The following is a 20,966-nucleotide window of genomic DNA, read 5'->3' as shown; positions in this document are numbered from 1 at the left end:
AAGCTTTTACGTTATATAACGTAAAAGCTTCTTTCGTATTTCAGAAAAATAACCTGTGGATAAATTTATAACTTATTCACAACACTACTCGTCTATCGTGGATAGTTCTCCTGTAACGGCATCGATAGCATAGGAACCGCCTGTTACCTTTCCGCATAATTGATACATTTTCGTTTGATTATCATAAACATATACAGGTTCTACTTCGATATGCTCGCATAAATGTCCGGCAGCTGCTTCGACATCCACTTTTACGGCCTCCGCATCTGCAAGGAAATCAAAAGCATCCAATAGCGCCTCTGTATCCACGTAATTATCAACTTGTAATGTTTCTGGATGAATTAACAGCTTCAAGGATGGATAAAGAACCCTTGGTGTAGGTGTTGCAGGATCCAACCTTGCTAATAAATAGCCTCGTTCCCGTTTTACAGAAGTTAAGCGCCAACGACCGCTGTCATTTGGAAACTCCTTCTGCAGCATATTCGTGATTTCAATCACCATTTTCTCTGCGGTATCATCTGGAATAGGCAGGTTATTATCGGTGACTTTTTCCTTTTGAAAAGCTTCTTCTTCGGTAAATACATGTTTTAAATCGATTTCCTTTTTCTCGAATTTCTCTGTAGAAGGCTCCTCCCAAGTTAAAATTGTATCAAGAGGGGTATAAGAAAGATTATTCTCTACTTGATCGAAATAGATAATAGTATCCGGATTTTGATTGGAAACAAGGAAACTGGATATAACATAGTATGGCTTCCAAGCAGCAGTCGATTCGTCTGGGACTTCAATAAGCTTACAATGCTGCATTGCCAAAGGGTAGATAACCTCATCTACTAAATTAAAGGGCTCCCATTGAATTTGTGATTCATCTGCAAACATTCCATGTACGTAAAAGCTTGATAACATTCCTTCTTCATTAAAAGAAATCGTGACTGTTCCTCCAGGAAAAAGTCTGATATTATCCACAGCAGCGTGGAAAACGATTTTTTCTTTTGTTTCATTTACAAGCTTAAACTGTCTGCCATATTCTAATTGAGTCTGCTCTTCTATCCATTCAATCATTGATTCCATGTTATCCACTTGTGGAAATAATTCAGCAGACAACCGGTTTTCTTTCCCTACAAAAATAATTTCGGTCAGTTTTTTAGATTTGATATCCACAGCTATTACGACAGTTCCATTTGGGTTTAAATCATCGGTTATTGCTAAGCCGTTTGGAATCCAGGTCATACTTAAATGAATCTGATTCGCTTCATGTGGAAGGAAATCATAGCTTTCTAAATAAAAATCAGTCAGTTGAAATTGTTCACGTGTTGTTTCAATTATTTGTTTTGCAGCAGGATGCATAGGTATACCTCGCTTTTTGACTTATAGATTGATTAAAGTATAACATGCTATCTTCTCATTCTAAAGAAATGCATCAGCATGAAAAAACGGCTTCGAAGTATTTTCGAAGCCGTTTCATCCTAATTAATTTAAATGATTAATAAGTCCATTGGTAATTGCGCGGGCTACGCTAGATTGATAGTCACCCGTCTGCACAACGGTCAGGTCATGCGGATTGGTAATATAGCCAAGTTCAATCAGCACAGATGGCGCATTTGTGTTTTCGAGCACTTTATATCCCGCCTGTTGTGTGCCTCTGGATGGCAGAGAAACAGTAGAAGACAGAGTGCTGTTAAGTGAGCTGGCTAAAGCAGTGTCAGAATCAGAATTGTAATAAGTTGTTACTCCGCTCACTGGCACAGCAGAGAAACTATCATAATGTAAACTGATAAAAGCATCGGTATTATAGCTGTTACTGATTCGTGCTCTTTCATCTAATGAAACAAAATAATCACCATTTCGGGTCACGATTACATTTGCTCCGGCTTCTTCCAGCTGCTGCACAACATAATCTGCTGTAGAGGTGACAACATCTTTTTCATAGATATTATTTAATCCGATGGCTCCCGGATCTTTCCCGCCATGACCAGGGTCAATGACAATGGTGTGTCCGGATAGAGAACCAGAGCTGCTGGACTGTGTCTGAGCTGCTTCGACAGTTGGAGCAGTATTTTCTGTTGCTTCTTCATTGCTGCTTCCGTCCGTTGTCAGCCAGGAAGCAATCCATCCTGTTTCGCCGTTGCCTAAGGAAATCTCAATCCAATCTCCTGAAGCAGCGTTGACATCAAAGGAATCTCCCTGATAAGCATAGGAAATAATGGTATCTGATGTGCTCGGGCCGGACCGGACATAAATGCTGTCAGCAGAAACAGTCACTGACCCGGAAGAATTTACAGCGGGCTCTGCAGCCGGTTCCTCATTTACTGTTTCTTCTGCAGCTGGAGCTGCTTCCTGACTCGAGTCGCCAGTTGAAATCAGATGGTGTTTGGCGACCCATACAGGTTCACCGCCATAATAAGTTTGAACCCAACCATGCTGTTCGTCAAACGCATTCACCTTATCTCCCTTTGTAAACTGACCAACCAGAGACGCATCGTTAGACGGCTCGCTTCGGATGTTTAACACAGCAGAACTTACTTCATAACTGTCGCCATTTGCCAAGCTTGCATTCGGCAAGAAAAAACTAAGTATAAATAATATTGCAGCCAATAGATAAATCTTCTTTGTTTTCTTTTCCATTGAATCCTCCTCTAGATGACTAAAATGAATTACATGATTGGATACTAATAGAATAGCCTAAACATAGAAGAGTTTAAACCTGGAAAGGCAAAAATAATTAAATAAGACTAGCATTTTTAGATTCATTTAGGATTAAGTAGTTATTTTGGGAAAATAATAATAATTCTTTCATTAAGAGAATTATTTATATATGATTGATAAATATCCATTGGAGACATCAATCGGTAAGGATTGTAAACTTAGTCATCCGTAAAAGAAAGCAGGGTGGAAGCAGCTTTAAAAGCTTTTTTATCATATAATATGTCACCGGGTTTACTGGCTTTTCCAATTACATATCCTGCAAAGTGCATTTTATAAAAGTCACATATATATTGAAATTGCTGAATAAGCGGCAGTCCTTTAATAAATGGGTTGTCACCGCCAACAATAATTAGATATACCTTCTTTTGAGACAGTTTTTCTCTGAAATCAGGATAATCGGAATCTCTTAAGATTTGTGACCATCGATCAATAAACAGCTTCATAAGGGCAGACATACTATACCAATAAATAGGGGTGGCAAAAACAAGTGTATCATGTTCTAAAAGCATATCAATAAGCTTTGTATGATCATCATTTACTGGTGTGAATCCATTTCTGTCATGTCTTTGGTCAATGATGGGATGAATAATATAATCACGTAAATAAACGTGCGTGCCCTGATTTTTAGGGACAGCTTCATAGGTTAATATTTCTGTATTACTGTTTTTACGGGTGGATCCATGGAACACAATCGTACTCATAAACATCCTCCTTCTATAATAAAACGAAACTTCATGCAGCAGGAGTTGTTGCTCCTCTCCAGCTGAATTAGCCTGAGTGATTCAGGTAGTCCATATCTGTTCTCTCCCGCTTGATTAAATTTAAATTCACTCTTTATGGTGAGGCGGGGTTTACGGGCAGTTCTCCATGATAAATGAAGAAGCGGGGGAGAGGAATTAAAGATAGCAGCTTGCAATGAATGGAAGTGATTTTATCATTTATTTAGTATGAAGATTTTTAGACTTTCACTTAAAAAAACAATATGATAAAGAATATGTATGACCTTGTCAGTGTATGCATGAACGAAAAAAACAGAGGCAGGAGAGCAGGATGAACTGCTTCTGTCTCTGTTTTATCATCGCGTGATATTTCTTTCTTAATTAGAATCGGCTGTATTCCGTTCTAGCGTTGAAAAAGGGTGCTGCCATGGTGGTGAACTCGAAATTAGCTTCTACATACGAATCCATTTCCAGATCTCTTTTGGTGTGGCGTTCTTTCCATATAAAAGAATTCCGACTTTGAAAATTTTTCCGGCAATCTTCATAAAAAGAAGGATACTTAAAATAATCACAGCAAAGGCAATCATAATTTCTATCCAAGGCCAATCATCCAGCATGGTCAACCGCATGAGCAATACAGAAGGTGCTGTGAATGGAATGTAGGTGCTCACGGTAGCAAGGATACCATCCGGATTACTGATTACCGGTCCAATAATGATAAATGGCAAAAATGGAAGCATCATTACAAACCCTTGCAGATTACCAGCACTGGACACATCCGACATGGTTGCGCCGACACCGACGAAAATGGCTGCAAACATCAGATAACTCAAAAGAGCGATAAATACAAATAGAAGCGTTCTTGGAACAAGCAGGTATTCTAAAAACGGGATATCTGTCTGCCAGATAATAAATGGCAGCAGGACCGCAATATAGACTGTAACTTGAATAAGACCTAAGATAAAATAACCGATAATTTTCCCCTGCATCAGCTCGGATGGTGTTAGAGAGGATAAAATAATTTCTGCAATCTTATCTTTTTTCTCTTGGGAAGCACTTTGAAAAATAGCCATCCCTGTAAAAGTGATGGAAAGCATAATTACCCCGGCAAAAACACCTGGCAGGATACTTTCCCAAGGATCCTCCAGGGAAGCAATCGCACTGCCTTCGCTTGTCGCTGCTTCATCCTGATTGGTGCCCTCTGCAAAGGACACAGGCTCAAGCAGCTGGTTTATTTCCCGTTCACTGAGACCAGAGTCTTTCGCTTTCATTACCTGGACTGGTCCGCTTAACGCCTGTAATTGCCCAGGAAATAATGGATCAGCTTCCTCGCTTGTATAAGTGGCGATTCGGTTCTCCTCCAAGGACTGCTCATTAATAAACAGATACGCTGTATAAGGCTCATTCACTTCTGTTACTTCGGATTTTAATGTATCAGTAGGGTGAAGCTCCCAGCCAAAATCACGTTCTTCATTAACCGCCTCGATGTCTTCATATATTCCTATGTCATCATTTACATAGACTGTCATATTTTCAGCTTCATCTGAATCTGAAGAAAATAAAGAGGCGAGGAAGAAGAATAAAATAAATAAAGCCGGTGTAATAAATAATCCAATGACAAATGTTTTATTTTTTAAATTTCGTTTTATTTCCCATTTTGCTACTTTCAGCGAGTTCTGCATTTCAGGCACCTCCTTCCTGAGAGATAAGATGCTTATCTGTAGCAATATCAATAAAAATTTCGTGCAGAGAAATACGGTTAATATGTAGCTCTTGTACATCTAATTCTGCAGGTAATTGCTTTAGCCAATAATGAGGAATAACTCCTTTTTGCAGCTGGAGAATCGAACGGCTGCCATGATGTTCAATCCGGTCGACTTCAGGGATCTTCTCCAGTAGAGCGGGCGGATTCTCACCATGCAAGATGCATTTGAAATTGGCATATTGCTTTTTAACTTCGTCCAAAGTGCCATAAATTACTTTCTGTCCATGCTGTATCATAAAAAGCCGGTCACACATCTGCTCCACAAGATTCATTTGATGTGATGAAAGCAGAATGGCCGTTCCATTTGCAGCTAAAGAAGCGATTTCATCTTTGAAAATCTCTTGACTGACTGGATCGAGACCGGAAAAAGGTTCATCCAGAATGAGCAGGTCTGGTTCATGAAGAATCGAACCGATAAATTGTACTTTTTGACTCATTCCTTTGGAGAGCTCTTCGACAGAGGTGTTTTCCTTTCCTTCTAAATCAAATTTCTTTAAATAGGTTAAGATGCGTTCCTTTGCTTTATCTAAAGGGTAATTCTTTAAATCAGCAAGGTATAAGAGAATATCCATCACCTTGACATCTTTATAGAGGCCTCTTTCTTCAGGGAGATAACCAATTTTAGATTTAGGAATGGCTTCTCCCGACTGCTGATGGAAGTGAACTTCCCCGCTGTCCGGATACATGATACCCATAATATTACGAATCGTGGTAGATTTACCTGCCCCGTTTGGCCCTAATATAGCCATGATTTCGCCGCGATTTACTTCAAAGGAAATTCCCTTTAAAGCTTCCTTATCCTTAAAAGATTTTTTAAGGTTCTGAACGGTTAATAAGGTCTTCATATAAACACTCCTCGTTCATCCCATTATAAAAACGGAAAATTCTTCTTATTTTATTGTACGGAAACACTGTTTGAATGGTTTCAAAAAATTAATTATTACTGGTAATTTATTACGGAGAATTGTCCGTCATCCTCCTGCCTTTTTGGAATTGATGATTGTGCATAGCTCCTGCAACCAACCACTCCGCTTTCCGACGTACAAATCTTTTCGATGGAATGAGTAATCGCGGCAATGTTGCCAGGTTAGTGCGACCTCTGCGATTACTCATCCTGTCAAAACCGTCGCTAGCTAGTTGTTTTTATCACATTTAAGTATATTTTCCAATCATAGATTTTGGTGTTAGCCCATTAATATGCGGTATTTTTAATTTACTATGAAATGGTGTAGGGAAATGTACATATTTAAAATTCATGAGGAGTGTGTTTCAGTTTGAAAAGTAAAAGAAAAGAGCTATAAATATCCGTGTTCACACAAATACAGATTATCCATAATTTACCTTCATCATTTGTTCATATTCGGAATAAAATGTGAACAAATTCACAAATTAGTATTTACGGATACATATCTGCATGATATTATAAAAGTGTACTAAAGGATATCCTCTTTAAATAAATGTGAAACAATGAACAAGTTAAAAACAAATTATTTTATTAAATAAAGGGAGAGATTGACATGATGAACTTTTTAAGAACAAACAAGTACGTTGCGGGGCTTTGGGTGATTATTCGACTTTATCTTGGATTTAGATGGCTGACCTCTGGCTGGGGCAAAATTGTAGGCGGTGAATTTGATGCAGGTGGTTATTTGCAAGGTGCTATTGCACAAACAACTGGAGAAAATCCGGCTGTACAGGGCTGGTGGGCAACGTTTCTTGAAACGGTAGCAATTCCGAACGCTGGACTATTTTCTGTATTCGTTATGTGGGGAGAAGTACTGGTTGGACTTGGACTAATCTTAGGTATTTTTACAAACCTTGCTGCACTTATGGGCGTTGTAATGAACTTCTCTTTCTTGCTAAGCGGAACGTTCTCTACAAACCCGCAAATGGCTATCTTAGGAATCTTCATTGCTATCGCTGGTGCAAATGCTGGAAGATATGGTCTGGACCGCTGGGTAATGCCTTATCTTAAAGAAACCTGGAATCAACGCGTAAGAAAAGGAAAACAACCTGAAACCAATGCAGCTTAAAGCAGTGGATTAAATAAAAATATAAAAAATACAGGAGAGCGGGATAACCCCCGCTCTCCTGTATTTTTTATGAGAAGGAAGAACCTCCTCTAAATTCTTTTCATGTTATTTGCTGAGAAACTCCTGTATAATAGCTTAGGAATGACAAAATGAGAGAAGGATGTTTATGTCGTCGGTTCAAGCGCAAAACGTCCCGCAGGATGATAAGATTTTTTCGCGGGATTTTTTATATATTTGGATAGCGAACTTTTTTATTTTCTTAGGTTTTCAAATGACTATCCCTACCATACCGCTATTTGTGAAGGATCTTGGCGGAAGCGACCAAATGGTAGGTATTATTGTAGGTATTTTTACGTTTTCTGCCCTCCTGATACGTCCCTATGCCGGGCATGCGCTCGAAAATAAGGGGAGAGGGTTTGTTTACTTAATCGGATTAGGGATTTTTGTTCTCTCTGTAGGAGCATTTGCGTTTACAGCGAGCATTTTAATTTTAATTATAATACGAATTATTCAAGGTATCGGCTGGGGATTTTCAACAACAGCCGGAGGAACAATAGCAACCGATTTGATCCCGCCAAAGCGGAGAGGGGAAGGAATGGGCTATTTTGGTTTATCCGGAAATATTGCGTTGTCTTTCGGGCCAAGTTTAGGCCTGACACTGGTTGTGCTTATCTCCTATCAGCAGCTTTTTTTACTATGTGCATTTTGCGGTGTAGTGGCGTTTCTTTTTGCCATGCGCATCCGCTATAAAAAAGTTGATCCGGCTCATCAAACAAAGGTTGCGCGCTTTGACGTACTGGAAAAAAGCGCACTGCAGCCATCAATTCTGCTATTTTTTATTACCTTTGCATTTGGCGGAATAGCGACTTTTCTGCCTCTGCATGCGCAGGAAAGAGGCGTAGAGGGGATTCAAATCTATTTCTTTATTTTCGCAGTATTTATTATGGTTTCGCGGCTGTTTTCGGGCAGACTATACGATAGAAAAGGTCATAAAATGATTTTTCTGCCGGCAGTTTCGCTTATATTCCTGTCTATGCTTCTCTTAGCCTGGCTGCCCAACATAACTGTTTTATTGACAGCAGCAGCTTTATTTGGGCTGGGATTTGGGGCAGTTCAGCCTGCCCTGCAGGCATGGGCGGTCAATCGGGCGCCAGCTGACCGGAAAGGAATGGCAAATGCGACCTTCTTTTCCTGTTTTGATCTCGGAGTCGGCGTTGGGGCAATTTTGTTCGGGCAGATTGCAGCAATGCTTAACTATACATCTATCTATTTAACAGCAGCAGGCTCTATCGTTATTTCCATCCTGATTTATGTATTTACTGCCCTTGGGAAATCATCTGACAACATAAAGGTGGGTTAACAGATTTGAAACAAATTAAAGATATCAATATAAAAAATGCGTTTCCTGATAATTTTTACCGTCGTGGTCTGAATTACTTTAGAACCAATAAAGTAAAGGATTTAATGTATAATCCGAATCAGTTGACCTGGTCGGCAACAGTCCAGGGTACAGAGGATTACTTTGTAGAAGTGAATACCAATGATTTGCAGCAGGGTTCCATCGACATGCATTGCGATTGTCCTGCATTTGAGGTGTACGGCTATTGCAAGCACATCGTAGCCGCTTTATTAGCAGTTCAAAGCTATGAAAACAGTGATGTGAAGCCAAAAGTAAATCACTATCGTTTAAATCGTTTTATGGAAGCTATCCGGGGAACGAGAAGTGTCACAGAAAACGCTTCTTATCAGCACCCGGTAAAGGTAGAGTATATTGTAAGCTGGTCTTATTTGAGACACTTGCAGGTAGAATTGAAAATTGGTGAGAAGCACCGCTATGTGGTAAAGAATGCAGCGGACTTCTTAGAAAATTATTTTAGAAAAAGAGATCATTATTTCTCTAAAAAGTTTACATTTCAAGCAGGGAAGCATGTCGTGGAAGAAGCAGATCAAGAGATTTTTGAGCTGCTGTATCAGGCAAGCAAGAGTGCTGACCTGTATGATTCCTATAATTATGCAGGGAAAAGAAGCAGTGAAAGGTATCTTCTGATTCCGCCGGTGCTTGCAAAAAATTTATTATATAAATTAATGGAACGGGAAGCGGCTGTGAAAACGGAGCGGGAAGAATATAAAGAGGTGCAAATCGTTGATGGGGAACTGCCTTTTCAATTTGACGTTATGAAAAACGACCAGCATATCTCGCTTAATCTGCAGCAGGGAAATGAAATGACATTCTTTCCTAACTATGATGTATTATTTTTAGATGGTGTTTTCTATTTTCCTAAACGAGAGCAAGTCCCTGTTTTGAAGGAATTGGAAATGTTTCGTTTAGAGAATATTTACTTTGATGTTCCTGTTGAACAGACAGATACCTTTCTCTCTGAAATTATGCCGGCGCTGGAGACAGTCGGCCAGGTTCAATTAGATGAACGTATTGCAGATGAGGTCATCAAGGAGCCGTTAAAAGCAAGATGCTACTTGGAATTGCGGGAGGATTTAATTGTTGGCCGTCTGGAATATCATTATGGCACACATGTGATTGATCCATTTCAAGGAAAAAAAGATTCGGATGTGATGCTGATCCGGGACGTGGATAAAGAAAGTCTGATTATGCAGCATATCGAAGAAGCAAACTTCAAATATAATGGCAGAGAACTTTATATGTCTGTGGATGAAGAAGACCTCTATTATTTCTTATATAAGATTTTACCTTCCTTAGATAAGGATGTAGAACTGTTTCTGTCAAGCGATTTTAAAAGGCTGTTCTTTGATTATGATCCGCAGCCGAGCACGAGTGTCCGCATGGAGGGGCAAAATAATTTATTAGAAATAGGTTTTTCCATTGATGGAGTAGATGATAATGAAATTAATCGAGTTCTTCAGGCAGTGATTGAAAAGAAACGCTATTTTCGTTTGAATTCCGGTCAAATGCTGGATTTGGATACGGAAGAATTTGCTTCCATTCAGCGGTTTTTTGACGGATTAGGAATGGATAAGGATGCCGTTCAGAACGGTCAGGTACAGATGCCGGTATATCGCGGCGCCCAGCTGGATGAGCTGCTCGATACAAAAAAACAGTATGATTCGAATTTCAGAGAATTGTTAAGCCATTTGAAGTCGCCGGAGGAACAGGTTTATGAACTGCCTGAAAACCTGCAGGCATCCTTGCGAACCTATCAGAAGGTTGGTTATCAATGGTTTAAATCCCTTAGCCAGTATCAGCTCGGCGGAATTCTGGCAGATGACATGGGGCTGGGAAAGACCTTGCAGAGTATCGCCTATATTACGTCTGAATCCAAAGGGAATCCTGTCGGCCCGCATTTGATTGTAGTTCCATCTTCTGTAGTATATAACTGGAAAAGTGAGCTGGAGAAGTTTGCTCCGCACTTAACCTCGGTTATTTTGACCGGGCAGCCGGCGGAGAGGCATAAGCGAATGGAAAGCGCCGCAGAGACGGATGTCTGGATTACTTCTTATGCAACCTTACGCCAGGATATTGACTATTATCAGGAGATTACGTTCCAAACATTATTGCTGGATGAAGCGCAGTATATTAAAAACTACCAGACGAAAACTTCAAAAGCCATCCGTACACTTCATGCGACACGGCGGTTTGCGTTAAGCGGCACACCAATTGAAAATTCAATTGAGGAGCTGTGGTCCATTTTCCAGGTAGTCCTGCCTGGATTAATGCCTGACCAGAAGACGTTTAGGCAGCTTGATTCCAGCAAAGTGGCTGCCATTACAAAACCATTTATTTTACGACGTTTGAAGCGGGATGTGCTCAAAGAGCTTCCGGAAAAAATCGAATCCGTTCATATTTCCGAATTAACAAATGATCAAAAGGATTTATATGTCGGTTATTTAAGGAAGCTGCAGCAGGAAGCCGCGGTGTCCATGCAGGAGGATTCTTTCCAGCAAAATAGAATGAAGATTTTAGCAGGGTTAACGAGACTTCGCCAGATCTGCTGTCATCCTTCCATGTTCGTCGAAAATTATGAAGGAAGATCCGGCAAGCTGGAGCAGCTGATGGAAACAGTGGAAACAGCAATTAATAATGGAAAAAGACTGCTTATCTTTTCCCAATTTACCAGCATGTTAGACATTATTCGCGAACGGTTAGAGGCAGCAGAGCATGACTACTTTTATCTGAGTGGCGAAACACCTTCTAAAAATCGTGTCGAAATGAGCGAACGGTTTAATCATGGCGAAAAAGGAATATTTCTTATTTCCCTGAAGGCAGGAGGAACTGGTCTGAATTTGACTGGTGCGGACACGGTTATTTTATATGATTTATGGTGGAACCCTGCCGTAGAAGACCAAGCGACTGGGAGAGCGCATCGATTCGGACAGAAGAATGTGGTGCAGGTTATCCGTCTGGTGACAGAAGGCACGATTGAAGAAAAAATTTATGAGCTGCAGCAAAAGAAAAGAGAATTAATTGATCAGGTCATCCAGCCTGGAGAAACGATGCTTTCTTCTCTAAGCGAGGATGATATTAAAGAACTTTTAAGTTTGTAGACATCAATGTAGAATATTCCTTTCTAAATAACAAAAAAGACGGCCATGCTCCGTCTTTTTTGTTTGGCATTATTGATTTAAACTGAACAGCTTTCTGGGTCTTCCCTTCGAATAGGGACTTTCCTTGCCGGAAATTTTAATAATCTCTCCGGACAGCAATTTTTTTACAGTCCGTTCGGCACTGCGCTTGCTGACCTGATAAAACATTGCAATATCGTTTGATGAGAATGGTTCATTATTACGTTCTACAATAAATTGAATAAAAAGATAAGATAATTCATTGTTCAGGCGGGCTTGATGAACAAGCTCATGAAATAATTTATTGGTGTCGATATGTTTCCGCTGGCCGATAGGACCAATGATTTCCTGACATTCATTAACCAGATAACTGAGGCTATGCCGATCATTCCGGCAGGCTTCCAGGGCCATAAACGCATTTTTTTGAGAAGAAAGAGGATTCAATCCCAGTCCAAATGCCAGTCCAATAGAACAGCCGGCAAGCTTTTCTACCTCCTCGATAAAGGGAAAGTCGCGATAGTTTTCTTTAATCACTTTAATCAGCTTGCTTGTACCGATGATAAAATAGTGATTATCTTTATTCGGTAAAAGTATCGACTCATACTTTTGACAAAATGTACTGACATATTTTCTGACTTCTGTATGTATTTGATGATGCATATGGATAGGGAGGCTTTCTTTTAAAAATAAAATACCTGTTACTACAAGTCCGGTTGAATCCTTCTGCACTTCCAGTGTTCGTACTACTTTTTCCAATGCCTGGTAAATACGTTTATCAGGTATTGGAATATAATGAACAGGTAACGCTTCTTGAAAAAGCCCATTATAGACATCTCTTCTCGAGGTCAGAATTAAATCTATTTTTTTCTGCAAAAATAAATCCTTATGGAAATCAATCAGCATTTGCACATTGAAATAACTCTGCTTGGTATAGCTGGCTGAAATAAAATCATATTCTGTCATGGCGATATCATCCTTGAAATCAATGTGCTTGATATCTTCCGGATAATCGATGGATATGCATTTTTTCTTAGAAAGCTGTCCGATACGTAAGATAGATGACAAAATACTATATTCATCGTAAGCGATATAAAGCATGATTTGCTGACGCTTTTGTTTTAAAGCTTCACTGTAGGCACTGTAATCAGTGAAAAGAAGTGCGTCACACATCATGGCTCCCTCTGCTCGAACTGCAGCATTGCATGATTCGGACAATACAAAAGGGAGGACGTCGATAGATGGAAATTGTTCTGCGATTTCTTGTACTCTTTGAACGATTGTTTTTTCTCCTAAAACCCCTAGTGTTATATTCATTTGTTTCCCCCCTTACAGATACCTGTATTTTTTATAGAAAAGGAGAGGCATGGCTGCTTAACCTTTCAAATAATGATAGATATGTGCTCCTGCTCTCTGATGAAATTGCTGTCCCTCTCCATTGTTCGTCCATCCCTCTGTCAGCATAACTGCTTTGAGCTGTTTATCAGCTGTTTGAAAAATAGCCGCATCATGCTCTGCCCCGGTCAGTTCCCCGGTTTTATGAAATGTCTTGATGGAGGAATCATAGGCAGAAAAAGCAGTCAGTTTGCTGTTGAACTGCTGATTTTCCAAGATAGTCAGCATTTGCTCCTGACGATGTTTCGGCAGTATGTTATTTGGCTCTGTCAATAAATCCAGCAGAAGCATGACATCATAGCAGCTCGTCCGATTCTCCAATCCGAGCTTTATGGCTTCTTCATCCATCAGTTTTCGCTCTAATTTCGTGTGCTTTCCGCCTATTTGTTGAATAAATGCATGGATAGTATCTAAACCGATGAAATCAATCAATGCATTTGTTGCGGTATTATCAGAGACAATGATCATTAATTCAAGGAGCTGCTGATAGGTATAGTTCTGCTTATCTGATAAATAAGGAATAACTCCCGCACCGCCAACCATATCGGAGGGGGAGAGATGCACCTGTTTAGATAAATCAATATTTTCTTTTTCTTCTTCATAATAGGCAGCGGCAAGGATAAACAGTTTAATAATACTGGCGGAACGCAGCGGCTTGTTTTCATTAAAAGCAATTTCATTTTCTCCGGATTGGATCAAATAGCATATTTTTACTGGCGGTAAAGGTTTTATGGAATAAATAGCATGCTTTAACATTTTTAATGACAATGTTTTATCACCTCGTTGGAAAGTGGGTTACATTAATATTATGGAATATTCAAAAAGTAGTCAAGAAATACTTGAAAATCGCTTAAAAAAAGAATATACAGCATGTTTTGGCGCTATAAAGCATACAGTAAAAGGAATGTTTAAAGTGATGAATTTTTTTAATATTATTTATGTAATCGTTTCCTGTTTTGAGAATAATTTGACGTTTGTGTTACTAATATTGTAAACTTATTACAAGTACGATACTTTTTTGTAAAAGGGGGACTTTTAGATGAAAAAGAATTGGTTAAGCCCACTGGCACTTATTTTTGCATTATTGTTATTATTAGCAGCCTGCGGCGGTGACGACGGCAATGCAGACGATGGCGGCGAGGAAGCTGGAGATCCGGGTACAGATCCGGAAATGATTCAGATTGCTACCGGCGGAACAAGTGGAACATACTACCCGCTTGGAGGAGAAATGGCAACCATTATTTCAAGTAATACAGATGTAACAGCGGATGCGATTTCCTCTAATGCTTCAGCAGAAAATGTTCTGTCCATAGAGAATGGCGATGTAGAAATTGCTTTTGTACAAACAGATGTGGTAGCACATGCTGAGGAAGGAATTAATGCTTTTGATGAGCCTGTCGAAAATGTACAGGCAATGGGTTCTTTATACCCGGAGACGGTTCAAATCGTTACAACAGAGGGTTCTGGAATTGAATCTGTCGAAGACCTGGCAGGAAAAACTGTTTCCGTTGGTGCTCCTGGATCAGGTACATTTATCAATGCGGAACAAATCCTGGAGGTTCACGATATGACAATAGACGATATTGATGCTCAAAATCTGGACTTTGGTGAATCTACCGGAGGAATCCAGGATGGCAATATTGATGCTGCGTTTATCACTTCAGGAACGCCTACCGGTGCGGTAGAAGGGTTGGCTGCTTCTGTAGATGTGGCTATTGTTCCGATTGCACAGGATAAGATTGAGGAGCTGACGGAAGCATATCCTTACTATGCTGCAGATACGATTGAAGAAGGTACTTATAGTCTAAGTGAAGATGTAGAAACAGTTGCTGTATTAGCGGCATTGGCTGTAAACAGTTCTTTATCTGAAGACCTTGTTTATGAGATGACCAAAGCAATCTATGAAAATGCAGAAGGGATGGCGCATGACAAAGCATCCTTCATCACACTGGATACTGCGTTAGACGGAATTGATATTGAAGTGCATCCAGGTGCACAGAGGTACTTTGACGAAGAGGGTATTGAATAAATAAATAGAATAAGCCGGCTCCACCCCAGAGAATGCAGGGATAGGCTGCCGGCTTTTTTTAAGCACGGCTTGTAAAATTAGGTGATGCTAAAATGCGGAGAAAGTGGGTAAAATTCCTTCTTTTATTTCTTTTAATTGGAGGAGGAATTGGACTTGGCGTGAATTATCCGATTCAGACAGCGTTAGTTTTTAACGACGGCGAATCCGGAGAATTGACGGCTTTTTTACCTTTAAAAGAGAATGACCATTTCTCGATTACGTTCACTCACTCGATCCATTTAACAGATGTGGTGGAGAAATACAGGGTGACAGAGGATTTGATGATCGAGCAATATGAAATAATTTATGAAGAGTTTGGTATTGGTATGCCCAATAATGCGGGTGAGGGCGAAGAATTTGTTTATGAGGATGGAAAATACCATATAAAAAATATGGAACATCGATTTGAATCGTTAAATATCCGGAATGGAGAAGTTGTTTCGAATCATCGGCTGGCTTGGGCAGATCATCAGGATATCAAGGAGTGTTGTGAAGTTCCTTTTAATGACTACTTTGTGCCGGGAGATTGGTATAGAGTAAAAATAGATGAAATAACATTGCTTGATTATTGGAAAGGAGAGAAAATCAGTGAGTGAAAAAGAGAAGGATCAGCTTTCAGAAAAAGAACAGCAGGAGTTGTTGGAGAAATATGATGCAGAAGCAAAGACCAGAAATGTAAAGGGTAAGATATATCACGTTATCTTTCTTGGGTTAATTGCCTTTTCTGTATTTCAATTATATACCGGAATTTTTGGTCAGCTGACTGCTTATATTCAACGAACCATTCACTTAGGATTTGCACTTTCACTTATTTTCTTATTATTCCCGGCTGCCCGTGGAATGAGAAAGGATAAAATCCCTTGGTATGATTATATTTTAATGCTGTTATCCATTCTTGTCTGCGGCTATTGGCCGGTGTATTATGATACATTAGTTCAGCAGTTTGGCGGCATTTCTGTCATGCAAATGGTTGTGGGCGGGCTTGGAATCCTGCTTGTGTTGGAAGCAGCCAGACGTGCAGTAGGTCTGCCGATTACAATTATTGCACTATTGTTTCTTAGCTATGCACTACTCGGTCCAAATATACCTGGAATGTTTGCGCATGCCGGTCTGTCGCTGGAGCAGTTGATTCAATCGATGTTCTTTACGACAGAAGGAATTTTAGGAACTCCTTTGCAGGTATCGTCTACATATATATTCTTATTCCTTTTATTTGGCGCTTTTTTAGTGCAGACAGGGGTAGGAAATTATTTTAATGATTTAGCTATATCCATCGCCGGTAAAAGAGTAGGCGGGCCTGCAAAAGTAGCTATTTTTTCAAGTGCATTAAATGGAACTATCTCGGGGAGCTCTGTTGCAAATACAGTAACAACAGGCTCGTATACGATTCCTATGATGAAAAAGCTGGGATATCGGAAGAATTTTGCCGGAGCGGTAGAAGCAGCCTCCTCTACAGGCGGTCAAATTATGCCGCCGATTATGGGAGCAGCCGCCTTTTTAATGATTGAATTTGCAGGAGAAAGCTATTGGAATATCGCGAAAGCAGCAGTTATTCCCGCAGCTTTATACTTTGCAGGGATTTGGATCATGACACATTTTGAAGCGAAACGGACAGGCTTAACAGGTCTCCCGGATGAAGAGATTCCAAGTAAACTCTCCGTTTTAAAAAAGATTCATCTGCTGCTGCCGATTTTAGCCATTGTCTATTTCTTATTTATCGGTGTGAGCGTTGAGAGAGCAGCTATTTATGGGATTTTAACGACGATTATTGTCAGCTTGTTCCGAAAAGATACGAGAATTACACCGGCTAAATTTATTGTTGCCTTGGAACAAGGGGCCAGAACAGCATTAGGTGTTGCTGCTGCAACAGCATGTGCTGGTATTATTGTAGGGGTAGTGACAAGAACAGGCTTAGGCCTAAAGCTTGGAAACAGTTTAGTATCGATTGCTGGTACGATTGCTTCTACACCGGAAATTCAATTGATGCTGACATTGGTATTTACCATGATTACATCGATTATTATCGGCATGGGCTCACCGACAACCGCCAACTATATTATCACGTCTACAATTGCTCTGCCGGCAATTGTAGCACTAAATGACAATCTGGATGTAGCAATTCCGCTTCTGGCTGCACATATGTTTGTATTCTATTTTGGAATTGTGGCAGATATTACTCCGCCGGTAGCATTAGCTGCCTTCGCGGCAACCGGGATTTCTGGGGGAGAACCGATACGTACCGGAGCAAATGCAGCAAGGTTGGCTATCGCAGCATTTATAATTCCGTATATGTTTGTTTTGAATCCGACACTCCTTATGATAGATGCGAACGTGTTCGAGATTATATTTGCCTTTTTCACGGCTATCCTCGGGATGATAGCGATTGGTGCCGGAATGATTGGTTACTGGTACCGCAGAATCAAATGGTTTGAGCGTATTTTAGCTATTGCAACTGGATTGATGCTGATTTATCCGGAAGGGTATTCCGATACAATAGGCTTTGTATTATTTGCTATTCAGCTTGTGATTCAATTTATGTCGAGGGATAAAAATGCGAAGCGCAGTAAAACGCAAGTAAGTTAAGAAAATAAAAAAATGGGGAAGAAGTTCTTTGAGATAAGAGCTTCTTTTTTTACATTATAGGATGATATTTTAGCAATTTTTACAGTGGAAGAGCAAATACAGGTTTTTCTAATGCTTTCCCTTTATAATAAAAGCAAAGAATAAGGTGAGAAAAAATCAGGAGTGCAAATCAATGGCTAAGAAATATGATTTTACAAAAGGAAGTATCGGCAAAAGCCTTTTTTATTTTTCCGGACCCATTCTTTTGGCAAATCTGCTGCAAACCTCATATCAATTTGTAGACAGTTTGTGGGTCGGAAATTTGCTTGGTGCGAACGCCCTAGGTGCAGTTGCCATTTCCGGGAGCATTATATTTGTGGTGCTCTCATTAATTATTGGTTTAAATAATGCTGCTCTGACCATTTTGTCGCAGCAGCAGGGGAAGCAGAATGAAGAGGGGCTGAAGCGTTATTTGAATGCATTTGTTGTTCTGATGACATCGGTTGCATTATTACTTGGCGTCTCCGGGTATATTTTTGCAGAGGTGCTGCTGACCATGCTGGGAACACCGGAAGCAATGGCAGCAGATGCCGCTGCCTATCTGCGGATTAACTTTATGGGGATTCTTTTACTGTTTGGCTATAACTTTATCAGTACAGTACTGCGTTCCATTGGAGACAGTAAAACACCGCTTTACTTTGTAACAGTAGCAGTCCTGCTGAATACCGTATTGGACCCGCTATTTATTCATGTATTTGACTGGGGCATCAATGGCGCAGGCTATGCTACAGTGATATCACAAGGTGTTTCCTTTTTAATTGGATTCTTTTATATTCTGAAGAAGGATTTAGCTCCGTTTACGATTCCAAGTCTGCCAAAATGGAAAGAAATTAAATTGATTTTGCATATCGGCATCCCATCCAGCCTGCAGATGGCAGTGATTTCTGCTGGTGCAGCTGCCATTATCGGGGTAGTGGCTGTACATGGAGAAGCAGTTGTTTCAGGGTATAGTGCAGCACAGCGTCTGGATAGTTTATTAATGCTGCCTGCACATGCTTTAAGTATTGCCATTTCCAGTATGGCTGGGCAGAATATCGGTGCACAAAACTGGGGAAGAGTCAGAGAAGTTGCGAAGTTTGGGGTGATATATAATTTTCTTATTATGCTGTTTATCGGTATTATCGTCGCCATTTTTGCTGAATATGGGGTAAGGTTGTTTATTCAGGACGAAGCTTCTGTCCAATTTGGTACAATATATCTTCAGATTGTTGCATTATGCTATCCGTTTTTAGGGATTAATTTTATCTTAAACGGTGTTGTCCGGGCAGCAGGCGCAATGTATCCGATTCTTATATTAAATATCATTTCTTTCTGGATACTGCGTTATCCCCTGGCTGCCTTATTCTCTCGCCTGTTTGGTGAAATTGGCATTGCAATTGGTGTAGGGGCAAGCTTTATCCTAAGCAGCGCGGTTGCTATTCTATATTATCGTTTCGGGAAATGGAGAGAGAAGAAGCTATTCGCAGATGCTTAAACAGGGGAGGATCATGGATGATTTGGATTGTCGGTTTCGTATCCGGCCTTGTACTTGGCGGCTCCTTATATGCTTTGCAGCAATGGACAGCGATTCCTGTTTACACCCTGCTGATGAATGTAGATTATTTTCCCGTAATTGGCGGAATGAATTTTCCTAATTGGGTAGAGTTTTCCTTCCATTTGGGTGTTTCTGTGGCTATTGTCTGGATTCTCTATCGCGTATTAACAAAGAAACATCTGGAGCAGAAGCTGATGTCTTATATATATTGTAATGCTGCGATTGGCCTGCTTATTTTCCCGACAACGATGCTATCTGACCGGACTCCGGAAATAGGCAGTATAGAGGCATGGCTTATCTGGCTGGCCGGACATATGGTATATGGTATTTCTATATGGGGGATGCTGAGGATAGGTGAATGGGTAAAGGAGAAAAAATATGAAACGTAGGAAAAAACGCCAGCTGGCAGAGCTGCTGAAATATTTGATAGTTATATGTCTTGTGTTTTTATTCGGTTTAGTTTCCCTTTCTTTATTAGTCAATTATGTTGCAGAGCAATCTGAACCAGAACTGGAAGAGTCAGGGCCACGTCCCCTGCCAGCCTTGAACCAGAAAATATGGGAATATAAACCGATTGTTGAAAAATATGCAGAACAGCATGGAATTGAAGAACAGACCAATACAATTCTTGCCATGATGATGCAGGAATCCGGTGGACGCGGTACCGATCCGATGCAATCCTCGGAAAGCCTGTGCGGGGAAATAGGCTGTATTGATGATCCAGAGCATTCGATTGAGCAGGGCGTATCCTTCTTTGCCTGGGTGTATGAACAAGCAGAGGGCGACACAGCCTTAGCAGTTCAAGCTTATAATTTTGGTCCCGGCTTTATTAACTATCTACAGGAAACGGAAGAGCCTTATTCTGAGGACGCTGCTATTGCTTATTCGCAGTATATGTATGAAGAAGCGGGAAGAGAGGCTTCCATTTATGCCTGCCGGAGAGAAGAGGCGGAAGAATTAGATGCATGCTATGGAGACATTTATTATGTTTCTTCTGTCATGTCCTATAAGGAAGCAATAGAAATGGAACTGGAAAACTGATATGATAACAGTATGTGAAATGTTCTTGATTCAGAGCAGCTTTTACATACAGAGGTGTTGTCATATCTTTTTTGTGCATAAAAAGAATCGTTCTACTATGCATATTTCCAAGTAATTAACTGATGATTATGACAACAGTGGATACTAAAAAAACAAGGCGGAGGATGATTTTTTATGAAAGCTATTCAGACAAATAATGCACCAGCAGCAATTGGACCATACTCTCAAGCAATTGAAGCAGGAGATTTTCTTTATATTTCGGGACAAATTCCGATTGATCCGGCAACAGGGGATGTCGTAGAAGGAATTGAAGCGCAGACGAAGCAAGTATTAGCGAATTTGCAGGCTATTTTAGATGAAGCAGGTTTAAGTTTTGCAAACGCAGTGAAATTTACGATTTTCTTAAATTCCATGGAGGATTTTGCGACAGTGAATGAAATTTATGGAGCAGCGTTGTCCGAGCCATATCCGGCACGTGCTTGTGTGGAAGTGAGCCGTCTTCCGAAAGACGTTCTTGTAGAAATGGATATTGTAGCATACCGTAAAGCATAAG

Annotated in this window: 17 protein-coding genes; 10 read left to right on the top strand and 7 right to left on the bottom strand. The window is 40.2% G+C overall.

Annotated elements, in window-relative coordinates; genetic code table 11:
- Positions 1 to 84: 84 nt before the first annotated feature.
- The 5 genes from ACZSMY_RS15625 to ACZSMY_RS15605 form a co-directional block, all read right to left on the bottom strand.
- Positions 85 to 1,344 (bottom strand): hypothetical protein, encoded by a 1,260-nt coding sequence (locus ACZSMY_RS15625; protein WP_465147959.1) that lies wholly within the window; start codon positions 1,342 to 1,344, stop codon positions 85 to 87.
- Between the two features lie 123 nt (positions 1,345 to 1,467).
- On the bottom strand, positions 1,468 to 2,622 hold the full coding sequence (locus ACZSMY_RS15620) for an N-acetylmuramoyl-L-alanine amidase (protein WP_042529262.1): 1,155 nt from the start codon (positions 2,620 to 2,622) through the stop codon (positions 1,468 to 1,470).
- Positions 2,623 to 2,861: 239 nt separating this feature from the next.
- The gene (locus ACZSMY_RS15615) at positions 2,862 to 3,404 is read right to left on the bottom strand and encodes a flavodoxin family protein (RefSeq protein WP_042529265.1); all 543 of its coding nucleotides are present in this window, start codon (positions 3,402 to 3,404) and stop codon (positions 2,862 to 2,864) included.
- 470 nt (positions 3,405 to 3,874) lie between these two features.
- A complete protein-coding gene (locus tag ACZSMY_RS15610; RefSeq protein WP_465147958.1) occupies positions 3,875 to 5,104 on the bottom strand; it encodes an ABC transporter permease in 1,230 nt (409 codons plus the stop codon).
- A gap of 1 nt (position 5,105) precedes the next feature.
- The gene (locus ACZSMY_RS15605; protein ID WP_465147957.1) at positions 5,106 to 6,032 is read right to left on the bottom strand and encodes an ABC transporter ATP-binding protein; all 927 of its coding nucleotides are present in this window, start codon (positions 6,030 to 6,032) and stop codon (positions 5,106 to 5,108) included.
- 672 nt (positions 6,033 to 6,704) lie between these two features.
- Here ACZSMY_RS15605 and ACZSMY_RS15600 point away from each other — a divergent pair.
- From ACZSMY_RS15600 to ACZSMY_RS15590, 3 genes are all read left to right on the top strand, one after another.
- Positions 6,705 to 7,220: a DoxX family protein gene (locus tag ACZSMY_RS15600; RefSeq protein WP_042529269.1), complete on the top strand. Its 516-nt coding sequence runs from the start codon at positions 6,705 to 6,707 to the stop codon at positions 7,218 to 7,220.
- A 166-nt stretch (positions 7,221 to 7,386) separates the two neighbouring features.
- Entirely contained in the window at positions 7,387 to 8,580 is a 1,194-nt protein-coding gene (locus ACZSMY_RS15595) for an MFS transporter (protein ID WP_139088981.1), read from the top strand.
- Positions 8,581 to 8,585: 5 nt separating this feature from the next.
- Positions 8,586 to 11,738: a DEAD/DEAH box helicase gene (locus ACZSMY_RS15590; protein WP_465147956.1), complete on the top strand. Its 3,153-nt coding sequence runs from the start codon at positions 8,586 to 8,588 to the stop codon at positions 11,736 to 11,738.
- 69 nt (positions 11,739 to 11,807) lie between these two features.
- On the opposite strand, the gene ACZSMY_RS15585 is transcribed toward ACZSMY_RS15590, so the two are convergent.
- On the bottom strand, positions 11,808 to 13,070 hold the full coding sequence (locus tag ACZSMY_RS15585) for a hypothetical protein (RefSeq protein ID WP_289584453.1): 1,263 nt from the start codon (positions 13,068 to 13,070) through the stop codon (positions 11,808 to 11,810).
- A 57-nt stretch (positions 13,071 to 13,127) separates the two neighbouring features.
- Complete coding sequence (locus ACZSMY_RS15580; RefSeq protein ID WP_042529276.1) at positions 13,128 to 13,916, bottom strand: serine hydrolase; 789 nt, start codon at positions 13,914 to 13,916, stop codon at positions 13,128 to 13,130.
- Positions 13,917 to 14,187: 271 nt separating this feature from the next.
- On the opposite strand from ACZSMY_RS15580, the gene ACZSMY_RS15575 reads away from it, so the two are divergent.
- The 7 genes from ACZSMY_RS15575 (at position 14,188) to ACZSMY_RS15545 (ending at position 20,965) form a co-directional block, all read left to right on the top strand.
- Positions 14,188 to 15,177: a TAXI family TRAP transporter solute-binding subunit gene (locus ACZSMY_RS15575; protein WP_042529280.1), complete on the top strand. Its 990-nt coding sequence runs from the start codon at positions 14,188 to 14,190 to the stop codon at positions 15,175 to 15,177.
- A 92-nt stretch (positions 15,178 to 15,269) separates the two neighbouring features.
- Positions 15,270 to 15,812: a DUF1850 domain-containing protein gene (locus ACZSMY_RS15570; RefSeq protein WP_042529282.1), complete on the top strand. Its 543-nt coding sequence runs from the start codon at positions 15,270 to 15,272 to the stop codon at positions 15,810 to 15,812.
- Positions 15,805 to 17,799, top strand: a complete 1,995-nt coding sequence (locus ACZSMY_RS15565; RefSeq protein WP_193064783.1) for a TRAP transporter permease — start codon at positions 15,805 to 15,807, stop codon at positions 17,797 to 17,799. The genes ACZSMY_RS15570 and ACZSMY_RS15565 overlap by 8 nt, the downstream gene beginning before the upstream one ends.
- 172 nt (positions 17,800 to 17,971) lie before the next feature.
- Positions 17,972 to 19,312, top strand: coding sequence for an MATE family efflux transporter (locus ACZSMY_RS15560; protein WP_193064782.1), 1,341 nt, complete (start codon positions 17,972 to 17,974; stop codon positions 19,310 to 19,312).
- Positions 19,313 to 19,329: 17 nt separating this feature from the next.
- Positions 19,330 to 19,761, top strand: coding sequence for a hypothetical protein (locus tag ACZSMY_RS15555; RefSeq protein ID WP_465147955.1), 432 nt, complete (start codon positions 19,330 to 19,332; stop codon positions 19,759 to 19,761).
- Positions 19,751 to 20,413 (top strand): lysozyme family protein, encoded by a 663-nt coding sequence (locus tag ACZSMY_RS15550; RefSeq protein WP_465147954.1) that lies wholly within the window; start codon positions 19,751 to 19,753, stop codon positions 20,411 to 20,413. The genes ACZSMY_RS15555 and ACZSMY_RS15550 overlap by 11 nt, the downstream gene beginning before the upstream one ends.
- Before the next feature lie 174 nt (positions 20,414 to 20,587).
- Positions 20,588 to 20,965: a RidA family protein gene (locus tag ACZSMY_RS15545; RefSeq protein WP_042529292.1), complete on the top strand. Its 378-nt coding sequence runs from the start codon at positions 20,588 to 20,590 to the stop codon at positions 20,963 to 20,965.
- The last annotated feature ends 1 nt before the right edge of the window (position 20,966 follow it).

This window comes from Oceanobacillus sp. B139/18 (assembly GCF_055524595.1).
This window is presented reverse-complemented; position numbering and strand designations above follow the sequence as displayed.